Raw genomic sequence first — 19,634 nt, 5'->3', positions numbered from 1 at the left:
CGATCGTTCGTACGGACACACACCACCCCACCACATCAACAGGGAGGGTTCTCATGGCGGTTCCGATCAGGACCGCGGTCGCCGCGCTCTGCGCCGCGCTGGCGGCCACACTCGTCACGACCGGGCCCGCACGGGCGGAACAGGACGTCGGCTCCTCCGACCACACCTGGTCCCTGTCCGCGGCGGCACACGCACCACGCGCGCGGATATCCCTGGACGACACCACCGGCACGCTGAGCGTCGCGGTGTCCCGTGGCGGCCGCACGGTCATCGAACCCTCGCCCGTCGGCATCGTCACCGAACAGGCCGACCTCTCCAAGGACTTGCGCTTCCTGCACCGCAAGGACCGGCTGATCGACGAGCGGTACCGGATGAAGTCCGGCAAGCGGCTGGACCGCCGGGTCCGCATGAACGAAACCCGTCTGTCGTTCGCCACGTCCTCCGGGGCCCGCCTCGACCTCGTCGTCCGCGCCTCCTCCGACGGCATCGCCTACCGGTACGTCCTGCCCGCCGGGTACGGCGACGTGCTCGGTGAGACCTCCGCGTTCAATCTGCCGCCGGACGCGAGCGCCTGGCTCGGCACCTACCGGGTCGACAACGAGGGCCAGTTCAACCAGTACACCGCCGCGACCGCCCCCACCGGCGCGTACTCGCCCCAGGCGCTGTTCGCGACCGACGGCGGCTACACCCTGCTCGCCGAATCCGACCTCACCGGCACCTACTCCGGCGCCAGACTCGCCCACGACCAGGGCACCGGCACCTACCGGATCAAGCTCGCGGACGACCGGGTCCACACCGACGGCCCGCTCGCCACCCCCTGGCGGGCCATGGTCACCGGTGACCTCGCCACCGTGACCCGATCCACCTTCACCGACGACCTCGCCCCCGCCTCCAAAGTCGCCGACCCCTCCTGGATCCGGCCCGGCACCGTGCTGTGGACCTGGCTCGCCGGCGGCCGCGAAGCCGGCCAGAGCCTGACGGCGCAGAAGGCCTTCGTCGACTACGCCGCGAAGCGGAACTGGCCCTACGAGGCCGTCGACGCGGGCTGGTACTTCAAGACCGACGAATGGGACACCACCGACCCGAACTGGCAGACCAACAGCTGGATGCCGGAGCTCGTCGACTACGCGCGCGCCAAAGGCGTCGGCATCATCGTCTGGATCCACCAGCGCGATCTCGACACGCCCGAGGAACGCGCTCAGTGGCTGCCCACCCTGGAACGCTGGGGCGTCAAGGGCGTCAAGATCGACTTCATGAACTCCGAGGCGCAGCCCATGCTCCAGTGGTACGACGCCATCCTCAAGGAGACCGCCGCCCACCACCTCGTGATCGACTTCCACGGCTCCACGATCCCCAAGGGCATCCAGCGCACCTGGCCGCAAGTCATGACCCTGGAGGGCGTCGCCGGCGAGGAGAAGCGCACCAACACCGCCGCCCACCTCACCACCCTGCCCTTCACCCGCAACGTCATCGGCTCGATGGACTTCACCCCCGGCGCCTTCCAGCGCGTCGGCCTGCGCCCCAACACCGACGCGGCCGAGACCGGACTCGCCGTCGTCTACGAGTCGGGCCTGCAGATGTTCGCCGGCACCCCCGAGTCGTACGACGCACGGCCGCTCGCCAGGGCCTTCTACGACCAACTCCCCGCGGCCTGGGACGACACCCGGCTGCTCGCCGGACAACCCGGCCAGGAGGCCGTGCTCGCTCGCCGCAGCGGCGACCGCTGGTTCCTGGGCGGGGTGTACGCCGGTGCCGCCCACTCGGCCGAGGTGCCGCTGACCATCGGACCCGGACGCTGGCTGGTCGAGACGGTCCGGGACGACACCGACGGCCTCGTCCAGGACCGGCAGGTCCTGCGCGGCGGCGACACACTCGGCGTCGGCGTCGCCGCCAACGGCGGCTTCGCCGCCATCGCCTGCCCCTGGCGCCCGGGCATCACCACCTGCTACCGCTGAGCGCGATCCCCGGCCGTGCGCCCGACGTGGGCGCACGGCCGGAGACGGGGCAACGGCCATGGGCCCGGTCGAGGTGCCGGGCAGCTGATCAGGACCGTGCGGCATGGTGACCCGGCCTTGCGGAGTCCGCGCCGGGCAGGGGGCGCCTGCGGCGCTTGCTGACTGCGGGGGACCGACGACCGCGCCGACCCGCTACGGCGTGCCGGGCGCCGGCGCGATGACGTGGAACTCCGCCCGACCTACGGTCAGTACTCCGTCGGTCAGGGGAGTGCACCGCACTCCGCCCTTGTCGCGCAGGGCGCGCTGTGCGCCCGGGCCGATGGTGGTGTTCATCCATGCGCAGGGCCTGGCCGGTCGATTCACGGCGAACGTCACGGGCCCCCAGCCGCAGTCGAGGGAGATCCTGGCGCCGACGAGGGAGTCGACGTCGACGCCCCGCAGGAGGATGTTGCGGCGGGTCTGGAGGAGATCGACGTCCGGATCGATGTCTCGGGGGAGGTTCTCCTCGGAGATGATGGTCACGGACGCGTTCCTGTGGGCCGGACGGCCGAAGTAGCGGTCGCCGACCAGCCCGAGCCCCGCGAGCACCTCGACCCGCTCCACCGAGTCGTCGGGCGGCCCGTCCGGCGGGGCGTCCGCGGGGCGCCCCGCAAACCGGTGCGTCGGTGAGACAAGCAACTGGACCACCTCGACCTCGGCCATGGAGACCACCCTAAGCGTGACGCCGGCTCCAGTGTTGCCGTAGTGGGCCGAGGCCGACGTGCCTCCCTTCGGAAGGGTCGTCCGAAATCCCTGGGCGCCACAACGGAACAGTGCTCCGCCGCCCCTGACGGGGGCAGACGAGCCATGGCCTGTGCGGCTCGATCGGGATCGGTCAGGTGAGGGGCAGCCCCCAGCGGGGCGCGTCCTCGTTGGGGCGTACGGGCGCGACGGCCAGGTCGGGTCGGTCGCCCTCGGCGGTGATCAGCGCCGACTCGCCCTTGAGCAGGGCGATCCGGATCGTGCCGTCGCCGGCGTCGGCGTGCCGAAGGGGGCGGCCCCGTCCGTCGCGTACGTCGACCGGTCCCGCGATGTGGTGCCACACGACGCAGGGGGCGCCTGCCTCACTGACCAGCCGCACCCAGCGGGTGGTGCCACCCTGGCGGAGCGCGCTCAGCAGGAAGGCGCCCTGCGTACGGAAGTTGTGCACGACCACATCCGCCCACGCGGCGGGCAGCGCGGGGAACACCCGGATGACGCCGCCCCACGACTGGCACACCATGTCGTGTAGTGACTGGGCCGCCGACAGGGGTGTCTCGATGACCGGCCCCGACTCCTGGTACATGGTGTTGGGCTTGATGAAGCGGGTCATCAGCTCACCGAGGTAGTCCAGTGCCTCCTCGCCCTTGCCGAGCAGCGCCGACATGGAGGCGGCGCCTGTGAAGGTGTAGCCCTGCAGGGCGCCCTCGAAGCCCACCCAGTGCGCCAGCGACGTCTCGATCAGGGCGCGTTCGTCGGCGGTTCGACCGGTCACCTCGTACAACGGGTAGACCGCGAGCAGATGGGAGTAGTGGCGGTGCGACTTCGCGAAGGGGATGTCCGCGCCGATCATGAATCCGTTCGCGTCCGTTGGATATGGTGCGCGTTTCGCCAGCACTTCGCGCCAGCGGGGGGCCAAGGCATCGTCGATGCCGAGACGTTCGGCCGATTCGAGGAGGGTGCGGCAGCCCCAGGTCAGGAGCATCAGGTCGAAGTTGCAGTCGCGCGAGTCGCCGCCGTACTCCGGGGAGAAGGTGGCGGGCAGGTGCAGTTTGCCGTCCGGGCCGGGTGCCAGGAAGTGCAGGTAGTAGTTGATCGACTTGCGCAGGAGAGGGAAGAGGACGTCCCGGAGGATCGACTCGTCCATCGTGTGGCGGTAGCTGAGCCAGACGTTGTGCAACGCCCAGGTCAGATTGCCGACTTCGGGGACCGGCGGGTCCTGGCCGGGGATGCCGACGCCGTAGCCCATGAGGGCGCTGGCCGCGCCGTTGACCAGCTGGGGGTCGGTGGTGCGGGGGATGCCGAGCGAGTCGGCGCGGTACGGCGGCTCCACCTCTCTGGCGAGGTTGTCCCGGAACTCGCTCAACGCCCTGGTGATCGCGTCGAGTTCCAGATGGTTGGAGCCGTGGATGAGCCAGTACTCGAGCTGGGCGTTGAGGTTCCACCAGGTGTTGGGCCACGGTGTGGGTTCCAGCCACGGGCCGCTCGTCGCCATCACCGGAGCGTCCCGGCGGGCGGCGGAGGCGGCCTTGTACAGCTGGATCCAGTAGAAGCGCTGGATGCGTGCGTCGGGAAGGGACAGGAAGCTCTTGCGGTAGTAGGCGTGCCACCAGGCGCGGTGGGTCACCGCCAGGGCGGAGTAGGGCAGTTGTGCCGCGGCCCGGACTGCTTTGAGGGCCTGCCCCAAGGCCGTGTTCCGCGGGTACGAGTGGGCGACGTGTACGTACAACGTCCGCGTGCTGCCTGCGGCCCGCTCCCGCCACGCGGCGACATGCTGGCCGCCCGCCAGCAGCGGTTGCACGGAAGCGGTCACTCCCTCGTGGTCGGCGACCTCGGCGGGCGGGTTGCCCTGGTAGCCGTCCGGCAGCGGCTTGAAGCCGGCCCGTGGACTGATCGCGTCGGCCGGCTGGAACACCCAGCGGAAGCCGCGCTCGCCCTCGCTCGCCGTCACCTCCACGGCCAGGACCGAGCGGTCGTTGTGCACCAGGGCGCGCAGGGCCAGAGTGCCTCTTTCGGTGGTGAGTGTGCCGGTCAACTCGGCGTCGTGCAGCGACAACCGCCAGTCGAGGCCGGTGATCGCACCCACCGCCTCCAGTGTGAAGTGCCCGATCGGCAGCCGGGCGAGGCCGAAGAGGGAGCCGAACTCGGGGCGGTGATCCTGCACTTCGGAATGCTGGACGTTGAAGCGTACGGCCGTCGACGCGGCACCCGGCTCGGCGTAGATCCCCGAGCCGAGGAAGCCGTTGCCGAGGAACGGGCCTTCGTACCAGGCCGTCGGCATTCGCTGCCAGACCAGGTCGGCGTCGTCGAGAACGGTACGCCAGGGGTCGGCGGAAGACGCGGTGGCCTCGGCAGGCTCGGCAGTTGCCGCCTGCCCCGTCAGGCCCGAGGTCAGCAGTACGCCACCCAGAGCGGATCCGGTGGCGAGGACGGTACGTCTGGACGGGTCGGGCGCGGCGGGAGAGGGCACGCTGCCTCCAGGTCGGGCTCGGCGAATCATCGGAGCTATCCCGCGACGCAACATAGAGAAGGGAGAAGTGTGCGTCAATGCAACTGGATAGATCCGATGTGTGAGCGGCTGTGAGCCGAGACATGTGGCGAGCGGCTCGACGCTGCGAGAGCGTCCTCGTCGGGAGTGATGACCTCGATGAGACCGCCGCGCTCGGCGATCGAGGCCGCGTCGGCGTCGAGCACCGGGTCGGGCATCGGAGCGATGGCGAGGGTGCGGGCGCAGTCGGCCGCGAGATCGAGGTTGGTGAAGGAGCGGACGCCGCCGTCGATGTAACGAGCGTCGCCGATCGTCACGGCCGGGCCAGACACCGGGAACCGCGCAACTCGCGGTCACGGCGTCGTCCTTTCTTCATCGCGACGAGGCGGAGCTCAACCGGAGGAGAACGGCGGTGTTGGCACGCGGCAGGGAGAGGGTGAGCTTCCCCTCGGCGGCGTCCCACTCCGTGGTGGCCTCGGCCGTCGCGGGATGCAGCACCGTGGGGTGAACGTGAGTGCCACGCAGGTGGGGGATGGCGAGTGTGCACTGGTCGTCGACGGGCGCGTTCCGGCCGTGACGGCTCGGCACGGTCCCGCCTGCGCCCTCACCGAACTCCCGCCGCCACACCGTGAGGAACGTGGATTCCTGACCCCGCAGGCCATGGGCGATCCAGGTGTCCTCCCACTCGGGCAGTCCCAGCGGCCAGAACGGGCGTGCGCCGCCGATCTGCGGCCGGATGTCCTTGTAGGCGGAGATCGCCGAGCGGACGAGGTAGAGCTGTTCGTCGTTCATGAGGTTGAGGAAGCCGGAGAGGTGGATGCGGCCGAGCAGTGCACCGGTGAGGGTGAAGGCGATCTCGTCGAGGTTCTGGTCCGGCTGGGGGTAGGCCCAGACGGCGGCCTGCTCGGGAGTCGCGGCGGTGGCGGCCGCGGCGGCGATGGGCGGGTAACGCAGGGGATCCTGCTGGTCGCTGGTGGACTGCAGTTGTGCCACCGCGAGCTGCGCGTAGTCCATGCGCAGTCCTCCCGAGCCGCAGTTCTCCAGGACGAGATGGGGGTGGCGGTCGAGGAGGGAGTTCATCCAGTCGAGGTGGGCGCGGTGGTGCCCGAGCAGGCCGGCGCCCGCGCTCTCCCCACCGTTCTCCGTACCGGGGCCGATGTTGACGTTGTAGTCGAGCTTGAGGTAGCCGACGCCCCACTCGCCGACCAGCCGGTCGACGACCGCGTCGAGGTGGGCGCGGGCGGCCGGGTGGCGCAGGTCCAGGTGGTGCCGTCCGTGTTCGGTGACGCGCAGGCCGCCGCGCCGGAAGAACGCCTCGGGCGGCAGGGTGTGGGCCAGAGGGCTGCGTACGCCGACGACTTCCGGTTCGAGCCAGAGTCCCGGGGTCATGCCGTGGCGTCCGACGGCGTCCAGAACCTCCTGGATGCCGCCCGGGAAGCGGTTGGGAGCGGCTTCCCACACGCCGACGGCGTCCCACCAGCCCTGGGCGTCGTCGTCGTACCAGCCCGCGTCGATGACGAAGACCTCGGCGCCGGCCGCCCCCGCCGCCTCGATGAGGGGCAGGAGCCGTTCGGTGGTGGGGTCGCCCATGAGGGTGTTCATGTAGTCGTTGTAGATCACCGGGAGGGCGCGGTGGTCGGGGTGGTCGCGGCGGATGCTGCGGCGATGGTCGGTGAGTTCACCGAAGGCGGCGTCCAGACCGCCCGCCTCGGTGCGGACGAGGACGGCGGGGACGGTCTGGAACTCCTGACCGGGCGCGAGGACATGGTGCCACTGGTGGTGGGCGTCGTCGGGGCCGAACAGGGCGACGTAGGCCGCGCCCTCGCGTTCGCCCGTCTCGAAGCGCCAGCCCGCGCTGGACTCGATCTGCCACAGCCAGGCTCGCCCCTCGCGGTCGGTGAGCGCGCCGATCGGGAGGTGGCGGCCGGTGGACCAGCTGCCCTGCGAAAAGCGCTCGAAGCAGCCGCGTCCCTCGTGACCATGGGCCGACCTGCTCAGCGGGACGACCTGGTCGCGGAACGCCGCCTCACGCCAGCGGCACTCGGCGAGCCAGTCGTTGTCCGCCCAGTGCAGCTTCAGGCCGCTGAGATCGCCATCGGTGTCGGTGATGCCGCCGAGGGTCAGGGTGGTCACACTCTCGAGCCGGAGAGGTGCGCTGCCCTCGTTGACCAGACGTACCCGCGCGCGCAGGAAACCGGCTCCGGAAGTCGCCTGAAGGGTGACCTCGGCGGCCAGTCCGGTCGCCGAGTCCGCCAGCCGGATCGTCGTACGCTCCCGGCCTGAGTCCCGGATCGTCTCGTGCGCGCGGTAGGTCAGGCGGTCGCCGATGGCCGTCTCGATGAAGCGTTCCCCCGACCACATGCGCCCGTGGCCGGTGGCGGTGACCTCGACGAAGGGGACCAGGCCGGCCCAGTCCTGGTCGGGCCTGCCCAGCCTGACCGAGCCGGTGGCGTCCACGAGGGCGTGCAGCCCGAGGTCCGGGTGGGACCAGATACGGGTTCTCTCAGTGGTTCCGACGGCAGCGGTCAAGGCAATTTCCCCTTCCGGGACGGTTCGGAACTGCGGTGGCTCTCGTCGGCGCTGAGCAAATCCCCGGTTACGGTCGCTTGACGCCCATATTGTGACCGGTCACAATCCTCCCATGTTTGTGACCGGTCACACAAGCTCCGGTGATCCTACCGACCTCCCTCAGAGCCAGCGGAAGGCCGCCAGCATCCGCGATGTCGCCCAGGCGGCAGGCGTCTCGTACCAAACCGTTTCGAGGGTCATCAACGGCCGTCCGAACGTGAAGGACGAGACGCGCCGGCGGGTCGAGGCGGCCATCCAAGCCCTGGGATTCAGGCGCAACGCCACGGCGCTCGCGCTGGCCAGCGGTGTGACCCGGTCGATCACGGTCCTCACCTCCAACACCGTGCTCTACGGCTACGCCGCCACCCTGCAGGGCCTGGAGGAGGCATCCCGCGCCGCGGGCTATGCGCTCGGCGTCCGCGTCGTCACACCCGAGGACGACCTGGACCGCACGATCGCCTCGGCCGCCGACGCCGGTGGCGGCGTGGTGGTCATCGGCTTCGACCGCCTCGGCGCCGCCGCCCTGGACCGCGTGCCGGCGTACGTGCCGTGCGCGGCGGTGGTGGAAGCGCCGTCCCCCGGCCGGACCCCTGGCCGTCCGGCGGTGTGGGCCGACGACCGCGAGGCGGCCCGCGCCGCCACCGAACACCTGCTGGCGCTCGGGCACGAAACCGTGCACTACGTGGCGATTCCCGCCTCCACCGGAACCCGGCGTTCGACGGGACCCCGCGCCGAAGGCTGGCGTCAGGCCCTGCAAGCGGCCGGCGTCACCCCTCCCACGCCGGCCGGCCAGGGATGGGACGCCCAGGCCGGATACGAGGCCGGCAAGAAGCTCGCCCAGAACACGGACGTCACCGCCATCCTGTGCGGCAACGACGACCTGGCGCTCGGCGTCCTGCGGGCCCTGCATCACGCGGGCCGGCGCGTCCCGGAGGAGGTCAGCGTCATCGGATTCGACGACGCCCCGCACTCCGGCTTCGTCACCCCGTCCCTCACCACCGTCCGGATGGACTTCCACGGGCTGGGCCGCGCCGCCTTCGGCCTCCTGCGCGCCCAACTCGACACCGACCAGCAGACACCCGGGCCGGTGCCGACCGAGCCCACCCTCATCCTCCGGGAGAGCTCGGCGGCTCGAGCCACATGAGCCGGAGCGGACGCTCGCGCTCCCCGTATCCGCCGGCCGCCTTCCCCGCCGCCCCCACCTGTCTCCACAGCACGGCCCGCCTCCCCTTCCCGCACGACCAGGGATCTCGCCATGAGAAGAGCCGTCTCCGTCGTCGTCACCGCCTGTGTCCTCGGGCTGACCGCCACCGCCTGCAGCGACGGCGAGGGTCCCGGGCGTGGCCCCGTTCTTCGAGGTCGCGGCGTCGACCGCGTCACCGTCGCACCGCTCATCGGCTGACGGCTGACTCCCGCAGGGGCTCGGCCCTCGCCGGCGTCGGCAGGGTGGTCTAGCGTGCGCCGACGATGTGGAAGTTGAAATCGGCGTGACCGAGGGCGCCGTACAAGCGCAGCCAGATCGGCAGAAGCATCTCGGCGCCCCGGGCCGTCTCGATGCCGCCGAGGTCGATGACGCTGCTCTCGGGCCAGCCGAAGGAGACCAACAGCTCGGTGACCTGCCTCTTGGCGCCTACGTCCGCACCGGAGACGAAGACGTTGTGAGCTCCGGCGATGCGGCCGGGCTCGACCATGATGGAGCAGTTCATCGTGTTGAGGGTTTTCACGACGCGGGCGTCGGGGAAGGCGCGCTGGACCTGTTCGCCGAGGCTGTCGGTGTTGACCGGGTTCAGCGTGGGCGGCATGCCCTGGGAGAAGTCGAGCGGGTTGGCGATGTCGATGAGTACCTTGCCGGCCAGGTTGTCGCTGCCTGCGGCGTGGAGGGCGTCGAGCGCGGCGGTGCCGGCGGTCGTGTTGACGACCGTCTCGCCGAAGCCTGCGGCCTCTGCGAAGGTCCGCGGCGGCACGGCAGGGTGGGCGGCGTACCAGGTGGCGAAGGGCGGGTTGCCCATGGCGTCCGGCTCGGTGCGGGCGAGGGTGGCTTGGGGGTCGCGGGTGCCGATGGCGACCTCGTGGCCCAGGGAGGCGAGCTTGGCGGCGATGGTCCGGCCGGCGATGCTGGTGCCGAGGACGGCGTAACGCATGCGGGTGGCTCCCTTCCGGAGCGAGCGTGAAAGTACTACGGGCGCGCACTACGAGTTCCCCGCTGCACGGCACGCCAGGCGCCGTACAGACTCCTCGCCGGCCGCGGTAAATCGTGTGCCCGGCAGGTGCGGGCACGTTACCGTCGGCCCTATGAACGTCATCGGACGGCGCAACACCGCGACCGCGCGAGCGACCAGCTCGCCGGTTGCCGCCGCCTGACGTACTTCCTGCTTTCCACCGGCGACCGGAAACGGCCCGCCGGTGGTTCCGTGGTGCTCCTGTCCCGGTTCTCTGATCGTACGGCCGTTGTCCGGTGCCTCCCCGCTGTGATGCGAAGGAGCCATCCCCATGAACACCGAACAGATCGTCCGTACGTTCATCGAGTACTACGAGGAGCGCGGCCACCGCCGGATCACCGGCTCGACGCTGCTGCCACCGCCCGGTGACCCCGTGCTGTTCACCACCTCGGGCATGCATCCGCTCACCCCGTACCTGGAGGGGCGCCCGCACCCTCTGGGGAAGCGACTGGTCAATGTGCAGCGGTGTCTGCGCACCACGGACTTGGAGGAGGTCGGGGATGCCACCCATCTGACCGTCTTCGAGATGCTCGGGACCTGGTCGCTGGGCGACTACGAGGGCCCGCTGAGCCTCGACTGGGGTTACGGGCTGCTCACCGACGGGTTCGGCATCGATCCGCGAATGCTGCATGTCACGGTTTTCGGCGGCGATGACCGGACCGGGCCGGACACCGCCTCTCAGGAGCTCTGGCAGGACCGCGGGATTCCGGTTGAGCTCACCGTCGAGGACAACTGGTGGTCCAACGGACCGACCGGCCCGTGCGGCCCCGACTCGGAGATCTTCCTGTGGACCGGCGACACCCCGCCGGAGTCGACGCCCACCCGCGATGACCGATGGGTGGAGGTGTGGAACCACGTGATGATGCGCCATCGTCGGCTCATCGACGGTTCGCTCGTTCCGCTTCCCCAGCGGAACATCGACACCGGGCTCGGCCTGGAACGGCTGGCCTCGCTCCTGCAGGGCCGCACGTCGGTGTTCGAGTGCGACGTCTTCGGCCCTTGGCGCCATCGCGTGCCGCTCCTGTGGCCGCTGGACGAGTCGTCGCTGCGGCTGGTCTGCGATCACCTCCGCTCGGCCATGGTGGTGATCGGCGACGGGGCACGCCCCGGCAGCACCGGACGTGGCTACGTGCTGCGCCGGCTGGTGCGACGGGTGCTCACCGTGCTGTGGCGGGACGATCCCTCGCGCGGTCTCGGAGACCTGCCAAACGAGCTGATCCAGCACTCCCTGGACCGCTTCCGCCAGGAAGTGGATCGGGACGACGTGCGCCGGGTGCTGCTCGATGAGGAGCGCCGGTTCAGCCGGCTCCTGGAGCGCGGCCGACAGGTACTTGCCCGGCCCCGGTTCCGGGGCCCTCTGGACGACGAGGACTTCCACTATCTGCACGACACCCACGGCCTGCCGCGCGACATCGTGATGAGCCTGCGGCCGGAGTGACGGCTCGGATCCCACCGCCGGCAGCCTGTCGCCACCGCCGCCTACAGTGCCGGACCATCCGGCGCGGGCGGAAACTCTTACCAATATTTAGATAGGGTGCCTATGTAACTGGGTGATACTCGACACGTGGATCAGTTGCATTCGCAGGACGACGCTCATGTCACGGCGCGGGCGCTGGCGGACATGGCTTCCGCCGTGATCAGAGCCGTGCCGGACCGGCGGAGTATGAGCTTCACGACCGCCTCCACCCTCGCCCGGCTCGAGCGTGAGGGACCTCTCCGGCTGACCGCACTGGCCGCGGCGGAAGGCGTCAGGCAGCCCTCGATGACCCAGCTGGTGCAGCGCCTGGAGCGTCAGGCGCTGGCGGTGCGGATCGCCGACCCGGATGACGGCCGGGCCACCCTGGTCGCCATCACGGACACCGGGCGGGAAGTGCTCGCCGAGCGCAGACAGGCCCGCGAGGCCCGCCTGGCCGACTTGCTGGGGGCTCTTCCGGATGAGGAACAACGAGCCTTGGGGGCCGCGATGCGAATCGCCCTGCCGGTGGTGCACAGGATGCTCAAGGACGGCACACAGCGTCGCCTGCTCGAACAGAACCACGCGGGCGGTGAACGATGACGACCGAGCAGTCCGGCACACCCGAAACCACCGACGGCGGGCGCCGGCGCCGCAGAACGTGGGTCGGCGCGGACCATCCCCGCTACAAGTGGGTCGCGCTGACCAACACCACCGTGGGCATGCTGCTGGCCACCATCAACAGCTCGATCGTGCTGATCTCGCTGCCCGGGATCTTCACCGGCATCCGGCTCGATCCGCTGGAGCCCGCCAATGTGAGCTATCTGCTGTGGATGCTGATGGGTTACATGCTCGTCACCGCGGTGCTGGTGGTCGCGCTGGGCCGACTCGGCGACATGATGGGGCGGGTCCGCATCTACAACGCCGGCTTCCTGATCTTCACGCTCACGTCCGTGGTCCTGTCTCTCGATCCCTTCCACGGCGCGGGCGGGGCGCTGTGGCTGATCGGCTGGCGCATCGTCCAGGCGGTCGGTGGCTCGATGCTGATGGCCAATTCCGCGGCCATCCTCACCGACGCGTTTCCCGACCGTCAGCGAGGCATGGCCCTGGGCGTCAACATGGTGGCGGGCATCGCCGGGTCCTTCCTCGGCCTGGTACTGGGCGGAGCCCTGGTCACATGGAACTGGCGCTCCGTCTTCTGGGTCAACGTACCCATCGGTCTCATCGGCACGGTGTGGGCGTACAAATCACTGCACGAGAACGGCGTGCGCAAGCCCGGACGGATGGACTGGTGGGGCAACGTCACCTTCGCCGTCGGGCTGACCGCGCTGCTCGCCGGCATCACGTACGGCATCCAGCCCCACGGCGGTCACACCATGGGCTGGACCAACCCCTGGGTGCTGGCCGGACTGATCGGCGGGGCCGCCATGCTCGCGGTCTTCTGCCTGGTCGAGATGAAGGTCGCCGAGCCCATGTTCCCGCTGCGCCTGTTCCGCAACCCGGCGTTCGCGAGCGGCAACGCGGCCACTCTGCTGGGGGCCATCGCCCGCGGCGGCCTGCAGTTCATGCTCATCATCTGGCTACAGGGCATCTGGTTGCCCCTGCACGGTTACGACTACGCCGACACCCCGCTGTGGGCCGGCATCTACATGCTTCCGCTGACTGCCGGCTTCCTGCTCGCCGGACCCGTCTCCGGCGCGCTGTCCGACCGGTTCGGTGCGCGACTGTTCGCAGCGGCCGGGTTCGCTGTCATGGCGGTGTCGTTCGCCGGACTGCTTCTGCTGCCCAGCGACTTCTCGTACGGGGTCTTCGCCGCACTGATCTTCCTCAACGGGGTCGGCGGCGGTCTCTTCGCCGCACCCAACACGTCGATCATCATGTCGAACGTGCCGGCCGACGTACGCGGCGCCGCCTCCGGCATGCGCGCCACATTCCAGAACGCCGGCATGGTGCTGTCCATGGGTGTGTTCTTCTCCCTCATGGTGACCGGGCTCTCCGGAACCCTGCCGCACACCCTGAGCTCGGGGCTCACCGCCGAGGGTGTCCCCGCGCACGCCGCCCACACCGTCGCCGAACTGCCGCCGGTGGGCGTCCTGTTCGCGGCCTTCCTCGGCTACAACCCGATCCGGCATCTGCTCGGTCCTGACATCCTCTCCCAGCTCTCACCGACTGCTGCGGCGCACCTCACGGGACGCGAGTTCTTCCCCCACTTGATCTCTCAGCCGTTCCACGACGGCCTGGTCATCGTCTTCTCCCTCGCCATCGCCATGTCCCTGGCCGCCGCGGCCGCCTCCCTGATGCGAGGCCGCACCGGCGCCGTACCCGCCGCCGCGTCACCCGTGCTGCCGACCGCCCCGGCGCTCGCGCCGCCGACCTTCGTGGCCGGCGCTGACGCCCAGACCGCCCGGACCCTGCGCGGCAGTGTTCGCGACGGCGTGGGCGAGCCGCTGGCCCACGCCACCCTCACCCTCGTCGACCGATCGGGCCGCCGGCATGGCCTCACCAGATCAGGAGAGGACGGGACGTACGAGCTGACGGCAGCCGACCCCGGTTCTCACTTGCTGATCGTGTCCGCCCAAGGACATCACCTGGACGTCATGCCGGCAGGCGCCGGCGGCGTGGACGGCCCCGTGCTCTACGTGGACACCGGCGGACCACTCCCCGACGCCCGCGTCACCCTGCTGAACACCGAAGGTGACGTGCTGGCCGCCACGACCGACGCGAACGGCATCCACACGCTGCCGGACCTGTCCCCGGGCGCCTACACCCTTGTCGTCTCCGGCTGCCCGTCTGTCGCCGCCGACGTCGCGCCGCGCAACGGAGAGACCGGTCAAGAGGATCTCCGGGCGGGTCACGCCACCGACTGACGGATCCCGGGCGGCGCGCCCGCGCACGTCAGGATCGCCTGCGGCTTTCCTGCGGGTGACTGCGCTGGGCCGGTGTTGCGGCGCGGCGCTCCGGTGCGGCGGTGCGTGTTTGCTGGTACGTCGCCGGACGCAGGCACTCGATGAGGTAGTCGCCGGTGCCGGGTTCGACGGTCACGCCGTGGGTTTCGCTGCGGAAGCCGAGGAAACGACGGTCGAAGGATTCGAGGGCGGTGAGGTAGCGCAGCAGCGGGCCGTCGGGGGCACCGACGCTTTCGCCGGGCATGAGGACGGGAATGCGGGGCGGGGTGACGGTGACCATGGCGGCGGCCACCTGGCCCGGCGCATCGGTCAGCCGCACGCGGTGCGTGCCGCCGCGGATCAGCTGCTGGTAGCACAGCTGCGGCGGGGCGACCGGCTCCGGCAACTGCCGAAAGGCTTCCCGGCGACCGGTGCCGCCCTGGCTCAGTCTCCGAGCAGGACGAGCCGAGTTCGGGGCCTCCCAGCCGTAAACCACCCGCAGGACGGAAAGACGGCGGCTACGGAATCGTCTGGACCCTTGTGATACGCGCCTGTTGGTTCCGGAGACGACGGATCCGGCGTCTGCCCCCGACGGGGCCGGTCGAGATCCTGCTCGCCGGACCCACGGTCGACTGCGCGTGAGTGCCTCCGGCTCCCACGCGGGTACGTGGGCCGGGCCCTATTCCGGCCGTCGGCCGGGGGCGTTCGCGCGCGTGAGGAAGAGGTTGCGTTCAGCCTTGTTGCGCGTGAGTTGCGCGGCACGTGCGAACTCGGCACGTGCCTCGTCATCGAGGCCCATCCGGGCCAGCAACTCTCCGGGGTGTTCGCGGCCGCTTTCACCGTATTCGTCTGGGACATCGTCCCTGTTCCCTTCGAGTTCGAGGGCCGGCGTATCAGCCCTTCTACCTGGAACTCGAACGGGAAGACCGGGATTCGACATGGCCACCAAGATTTTTCGCCTGGTGTGTCGGTAGCGGCTCGATCGGTGCCCACTGGGCATCAGCCAACGACACACCCAGACCAACGATCAGATGATTCGCAAGAAGCGTCCCAGTGGATCCCGGAGGGCCCTGCATCGGACCTCAGCGCCGGGCCAGCGCTAGCACACTCAGGCCGAACATCAAGACACCCAGGGGGAGATGGACCGACGGGACGTGCGCGATGCCGAGCACGACCTGGACCGAGGCGAGTACGAGGAAACCTGACGCGTGCCAGACGGGCCGGGGCGAGCCGCCACCCGGCTTCCAGGCCAGCACCGCCGCGAGCACGTACAGCATCGACGCCCCGTACATCACACGGGCTCCGACACTGTGCAGCGTCTCTCCGTAGGACGAGGTCAGCAGCAGTCCGGCGGAGACCGCCTGAAGGAAGATGGTCAGGGTCTGCAGGGCGATCGCGATCCGCAGGAACGAGGAGCCGCGCTGTGCGTTCGCCGTCGTCGTCACCTGAGTGGCCATGTCACAGTCCCCTTTTCCGCCCTCGGGCAGCAGATCGATAAGGTCTCACCAGCCCGACGACGCGGGCCCGCGAAAGGTAAGGCGAGGGGGTGGCCGGAAGCATGGGGACTGTCGGGACCAGCACAGATGAGATAGCCGGCGAGCGACGCCAACTGATCAATGTCGCTTACCGGTTGCTCGGTTCGGTGACCGAGGCCGAGGACGCCGTACAGGATGCCTACGCCCGCTGGTACGGGTTACCACGAAGCCGGCAGGAGGAGATCCTGTCCCCCGGCGCCTGGCTGACGACGGTGACCAGCCGCATCTGCCTGGACCTGCTCGGCTCGGCGCGGGCCCGCCGTGAACGCTATGTCGGCGCGTGGCTGCCCGAGCCGCTGCCCGACCGCACCGAGTGGAACCACGCGGGCGGCGCCGACCTCACCGGCCCTGCGGACCCCGCCGACCAGATCGTCCTGGACGAGTCGGTGGCCATGGCCTTCCTCGTCGTCCTGGAGTCGATGACGCCCGCCGAGCGGGTGGCGTTCGTCATGCATGACGTCTTCCGGTACCCGTTCGCCGAGATCGCCGACGTTCTCGGCCGGACCCCTGCGGCCTGCAAGCAGCTGGCGGCCTCCGCCCGGCGGCGGGCGAGCATCGCGCGCGCTCCCGCGCCGGCGACCGGCCAGACCGACGTGGTGCGGCACGTCAAAGAGGCATGGGAGACCAAGGACATCGCAACCCTCGTCGGCCTCCTCAACCCGGCCGCCGTGATGACCGCCGATGGCGGCGGCATGGTCGGCACCGTCCTGCGCCCGGTCGAAGGCGGCGCGCGCATCGCCCAGTACATGGTCGCCATCGCCGACAAGGCTCCGGGGCTCGAACTCCTCGAGCGGTCGGTCAACGGTATGCCGGGCCTGGTGGCCCAGCGTGCCGGCGTCGTGATGACCGTAGCCTCGTTCGAGGTCTCCAACGGGCGCGTCACCCGGATCTGGGCGGTCCGCAACCCGGAGAAGCTGCGGCCGTGGGCGCGGAAGGGATAGGGCCCTCGCTTTCCGCGCTCCTCGGTTCCCACTGCGTCTTCGGGGTGCTGTCGGCCCGGCCGGTGAGGGTGAGTCTGTGCCGGCAAGGCAGTCGTCGATGAGGTCGGGGCGGTGTTGTATGTGTCGCGGGCCTTGACGGAAGGCCACGCCGGGCGGTCGGACACCGATAGTCGAGGTGGTGTTCGAGGTCGGCACGGCCGAGCGTTTCACGTTCGCCCTACCGTCAGATCTGTCGGCATCGCCCTCTGGTCCGGGTACTGAGGGCATGGGATTCGCCGTCTTCATGACCTTGCCCGGACTGGTCATCCTGTTGACCGTCGTGGCCTAGATCAGCTGCTTCTCCGTGCTGGGCGGGCCGGACTTCTGCCATGGCGCAACAGCGTCCGACAGGGCCAATATCAGCGACCGGGTTTGAGCAGCTCCACGCGAGCTTTGCGCCCGGGCAGCAGAACGAACTCAAGGAGCGGCAGTCGGCACTCGTGATGCGGGACGACGAGGAAGACGGGGCGCCACCGAACCGGACAACAACTGAATGCGAGGCCGACGAGCCCGTCGCGGACGCGGCTGACGGGCCGCACGGCGCTTGCCCACGCCTTACTGCTGCGGCCCTGAACCAAGGGCGCACGGCATACCTGTCGAGCCTGCTGCCGGGCGTCGCAAGGACGCTGACCGATGGCGAGGCGGTGGACGAGTACGAAGCTGGGTGCCGTCGCTGCGATGAGTTCGCCGGGGCCCACAGGTCTACCTTCCGAGCGAGACAACCAACTCACCGGGAGTAAGGCATGGGCCTCATCCACATCGAGCTGTTCGCAACCCTCGACCTCGTCGGGCAGTCGCCCGGCGGCCCGGATGAGGACCCGGTGGGGTTCCCGTTCGGTGGCTGGCAGGCGCCGCTGCTGGACGAGGTCGCCAGCGCTCAGATCGGTGCCGCGTACGAGGGAACGGACGCCCTCCTCCTCGGCCGGCGGACGTATGACATCTTCGCCGCCTATTGGCCGTACCAGGAGGGCGGCGAGGACAACGAGATCGCCACGCTCTTCAACAGCGTCCCGAAGTACGTGGCCTCCCGCGGCAAGCCCGACCTCTCGTGGGCCGGGTCCACGCAGCTCGGCCCGGATCTGGCCGGCGCGGTCCGGGAGATCCGTGACCGGCATGAGAACGTGAAGGTCGTCGGGAGCCTGGACCTGGTGCAGACCCTCCTGCGCGAGAAGCTCTTCGACCGTCTCGACCTCTGGGTGCACCCGGTCGTGCTCGGCGTCGGGAAGAAGGTGTTCGACGGTGGCGCGGTGCCCACGAACGTCACACTCCTCGAACCGCCGGCAGCCAGCCCGACGGGCACCGTGTACCTGCGCTACGGGCTCGCCGACGGCACGCCCAGGACAGGGGACATGAGTGCACCCGATCGCGGTGTCGGGCGCGACGACTGAAGCCGCCCCGCCAGTGTGGGTCACGTTCTTGCCGCCGGGGTCCTCGCTTTCCTCGGTCGGCAGTCCCTTGGTCCAGTCGTAGGCGAGCAGGAGGATCCCGGCGGCACGTTCCGGGGCGTCGAGGCGCGGCCGGACGCGGGCGGGGCTCGGTCGGCGGATGCGGGCCTTGATGTCGTCAGGGGCGGCACGGCCCACTACCGGTTGGAGGTGCGGGGCCAAGATCCTCGGGGACTTCGGGGCCGGGGCCTGATGGCGCAGCGAGATCCCGACCAGCATGGCTGATTCGGTCCACATGAGGCCGCATGAGGCCAACTCGGAGCCACTTGGAGCCACTCGTCCTTAGATCCGGCACATGCGCTGGTTTCCCATGATGTGGCCTTGTGTTGCCTGGAAAGCCTCATCAGTGGTCGAATGCGTCTTCGGCAACAGTGATGGCGAGTCGTGCAGGGGTGTCGAACATGGTCGGTCGCTGGCTGGGAAGCCGAACGAACCGGACGCAGCGGGCGAGTCCCCTGTCGGCGGTGCGGACCCCGCCGAGCGCCGGGGTCCTCACCTGCCGGGTGCTCGATCCGGTCAACGAGCCAGTGGTCCAAGCCGAGTTCGCGGTCACCGACTCCACGGGCCGCAAGGTGGTCGGCGGAGGTATGGATCCCTTCGGGTCGTTCGTGACGACGGTGCCGGCGGGGGAGTACCGGCTCGCGGTCTCGGCCGAGGGATACACGCCGTACCGGGTGACCGCCGTGGTCGGGGAGAACGCGCTCGCCTCGCTCGGCGATGTGACGCTCCAGGTGGCCCGGCCGCCCGAGCTGCCGTCGCCCGGGGACTGGGAGATCGAGCCGACGCACTCCTCGATCGCCTTCACCGCGCGGCACATCGGGCTGGCCCGGATCCACGGGCGGTTCAACTCCTTCGCGGGGGTGATACGGATCGCTGACCAGGTGGACCATTCGGCGATGCATGTCGTCATCGACGCGGCGTCCATCGACACGAACGTCAGGATGCGCGACGACCATCTGCGGTCGGAGGACTTCCTCGACGTGCAGCGCTTCCCGACGCTGGAGTTCTACAGCGAGCGGTTCGTGCACAAGGGCGGCAACCGGTGGGCGATCACGGGCGCGCTGTCGCTGCACGGTGTAACCCGTACGGTCACTCTCGACACGGAGTACCTCGGGCTCGGGAACGGCATGGAGGGCGAGGTGCGGGCGGCCTGCCGGGCCACCACCGAGCTGCGCCGGGACGACTTCACGGTCAGCTGGCAGACGATGCTGGCGCGGGGGATCGCGGTCGTCGGGCCCAGCATTCGGATCGACCTCGACGTGCAGGTCGTGCCCACGGGGTGAACCGGTCGCCCCGGGTGGGGTTGGGAACTGCTGCCGCTGTTCTGAGCAGAAGTGACTTCTGGTGAGCGTGAGTGAGTGCCTGTAC

Annotated in this window: 16 protein-coding genes and 1 pseudogene; 10 read left to right on the top strand and 7 right to left on the bottom strand. The window is 69.9% G+C overall.

Annotated features, from left to right (window positions below; translation table 11 throughout):
* Positions 1-53: 53 nt before the first annotated feature.
* Complete coding sequence (locus ACFYO2_RS44540; RefSeq protein ID WP_388361822.1) at positions 54-1,955, top strand: glycoside hydrolase family 97 catalytic domain-containing protein; 1,902 nt, start codon at positions 54-56, stop codon at positions 1,953-1,955.
* A gap of 192 nt (positions 1,956-2,147) precedes the next feature.
* On the opposite strand, the gene ACFYO2_RS44535 is transcribed toward ACFYO2_RS44540, so the two are convergent.
* The 4 genes from ACFYO2_RS44535 to ACFYO2_RS44520 all read right to left on the bottom strand — a co-directional run bounded on the left by ACFYO2_RS44535 (position 2,148) and on the right by ACFYO2_RS44520 (position 7,710).
* Positions 2,148-2,657, bottom strand: coding sequence for a molybdenum cofactor biosysynthesis protein (locus tag ACFYO2_RS44535; protein WP_388361819.1), 510 nt, complete (start codon positions 2,655-2,657; stop codon positions 2,148-2,150).
* A 172-nt stretch (positions 2,658-2,829) separates the two neighbouring features.
* Positions 2,830-5,193, bottom strand: a complete 2,364-nt coding sequence (locus ACFYO2_RS44530) for a Tat pathway signal sequence domain protein (RefSeq protein ID WP_388361816.1) — start codon at positions 5,191-5,193, stop codon at positions 2,830-2,832.
* A 44-nt stretch (positions 5,194-5,237) separates the two neighbouring features.
* On the bottom strand, positions 5,238-5,498 hold the full coding sequence (locus ACFYO2_RS44525) for a hypothetical protein (protein ID WP_388361813.1): 261 nt from the start codon (positions 5,496-5,498) through the stop codon (positions 5,238-5,240).
* A gap of 55 nt (positions 5,499-5,553) precedes the next feature.
* Positions 5,554-7,710 carry an alpha-galactosidase gene (locus tag ACFYO2_RS44520; protein ID WP_388361811.1) on the bottom strand — a complete coding sequence of 719 codons (2,157 nt, stop codon included), beginning with the start codon at positions 7,708-7,710 and terminating at the stop codon, positions 5,554-5,556.
* A 112-nt stretch (positions 7,711-7,822) separates the two neighbouring features.
* On the opposite strand from ACFYO2_RS44520, the gene ACFYO2_RS44515 reads away from it, so the two are divergent.
* Entirely contained in the window at positions 7,823-8,893 is a 1,071-nt protein-coding gene (locus tag ACFYO2_RS44515; RefSeq protein ID WP_388361809.1) for a LacI family DNA-binding transcriptional regulator, read from the top strand.
* Between the two features lie 111 nt (positions 8,894-9,004).
* Positions 9,005-9,151: a hypothetical protein gene (locus tag ACFYO2_RS44510; RefSeq protein ID WP_388361806.1), complete on the top strand. Its 147-nt coding sequence runs from the start codon at positions 9,005-9,007 to the stop codon at positions 9,149-9,151.
* A 49-nt stretch (positions 9,152-9,200) separates the two neighbouring features.
* On the opposite strand, the gene ACFYO2_RS44505 is transcribed toward ACFYO2_RS44510, so the two are convergent.
* Positions 9,201-9,890, bottom strand: a complete 690-nt coding sequence (locus ACFYO2_RS44505; protein ID WP_388361803.1) for an NADPH-dependent F420 reductase — start codon at positions 9,888-9,890, stop codon at positions 9,201-9,203.
* A gap of 349 nt (positions 9,891-10,239) precedes the next feature.
* Here ACFYO2_RS44505 and ACFYO2_RS44500 point away from each other — a divergent pair, with 349 nt between their 5' ends.
* The 3 genes from ACFYO2_RS44500 to ACFYO2_RS44490 all read left to right on the top strand — a co-directional run bounded on the left by ACFYO2_RS44500 (position 10,240) and on the right by ACFYO2_RS44490 (position 14,288).
* Positions 10,240-11,406, top strand: a complete 1,167-nt coding sequence (locus tag ACFYO2_RS44500) for an alanine--tRNA ligase-related protein (RefSeq protein ID WP_388361800.1) — start codon at positions 10,240-10,242, stop codon at positions 11,404-11,406.
* 126 nt (positions 11,407-11,532) lie between these two features.
* Positions 11,533-12,024, top strand: coding sequence for a MarR family winged helix-turn-helix transcriptional regulator (locus tag ACFYO2_RS44495; RefSeq protein ID WP_388361797.1), 492 nt, complete (start codon positions 11,533-11,535; stop codon positions 12,022-12,024).
* Positions 12,021-14,288 carry an MFS transporter gene (locus ACFYO2_RS44490; RefSeq protein ID WP_388361794.1) on the top strand — a complete coding sequence of 756 codons (2,268 nt, stop codon included), beginning with the start codon at positions 12,021-12,023 and terminating at the stop codon, positions 14,286-14,288. The genes ACFYO2_RS44495 and ACFYO2_RS44490 overlap by 4 nt, the downstream gene beginning before the upstream one ends.
* Before the next feature lie 28 nt (positions 14,289-14,316).
* Here the strand turns inward: ACFYO2_RS44490 and ACFYO2_RS44485 are convergent, their stop codons facing one another.
* Together ACFYO2_RS44485 and ACFYO2_RS44480 are read right to left on the bottom strand one after the other, a co-directional pair.
* Positions 14,317-14,802, bottom strand: a complete 486-nt coding sequence (locus tag ACFYO2_RS44485; protein WP_388361791.1) for a hypothetical protein — start codon at positions 14,800-14,802, stop codon at positions 14,317-14,319.
* Positions 14,803-15,388: 586 nt separating this feature from the next.
* Complete coding sequence (locus tag ACFYO2_RS44480) at positions 15,389-15,763, bottom strand: hypothetical protein (RefSeq protein WP_388361788.1); 375 nt, start codon at positions 15,761-15,763, stop codon at positions 15,389-15,391.
* Between the two features lie 101 nt (positions 15,764-15,864).
* On the opposite strand from ACFYO2_RS44480, the gene sigJ reads away from it, so the two are divergent.
* The 4 genes and pseudogenes from sigJ (at position 15,865) to ACFYO2_RS44460 (ending at position 19,549) form a co-directional block, all read left to right on the top strand.
* Positions 15,865-16,782, top strand: a complete 918-nt coding sequence (gene sigJ, locus ACFYO2_RS44475) for an RNA polymerase sigma factor SigJ (protein ID WP_388361785.1) — start codon at positions 15,865-15,867, stop codon at positions 16,780-16,782.
* A gap of 265 nt (positions 16,783-17,047) precedes the next feature.
* Positions 17,048-17,321 (top strand): annotated as a pseudogene (locus ACFYO2_RS44470) (DUF6191 domain-containing protein); the annotation flags it as partial.
* Between the two features lie 243 nt (positions 17,322-17,564).
* The gene (locus ACFYO2_RS44465) at positions 17,565-18,209 is read left to right on the top strand and encodes a dihydrofolate reductase family protein (protein WP_388361783.1); all 645 of its coding nucleotides are present in this window, start codon (positions 17,565-17,567) and stop codon (positions 18,207-18,209) included.
* Positions 18,210-18,667: 458 nt separating this feature from the next.
* Positions 18,668-19,549 carry a YceI family protein gene (locus tag ACFYO2_RS44460; protein WP_388361780.1) on the top strand — a complete coding sequence of 294 codons (882 nt, stop codon included), beginning with the start codon at positions 18,668-18,670 and terminating at the stop codon, positions 19,547-19,549.
* Positions 19,550-19,634 lie beyond the last annotated feature (85 nt).

Origin of the sequence: Streptomyces sp. NPDC006602 (genome assembly GCF_042870385.1) — a bacterium.
GTDB lineage: Bacteria > Actinomycetota > Actinomycetes > Streptomycetales > Streptomycetaceae > Streptomyces.
The sequence above is the reverse complement of the archived record's forward strand: the minus strand, read 5'-3'. Positions and strand labels throughout refer to the sequence as shown.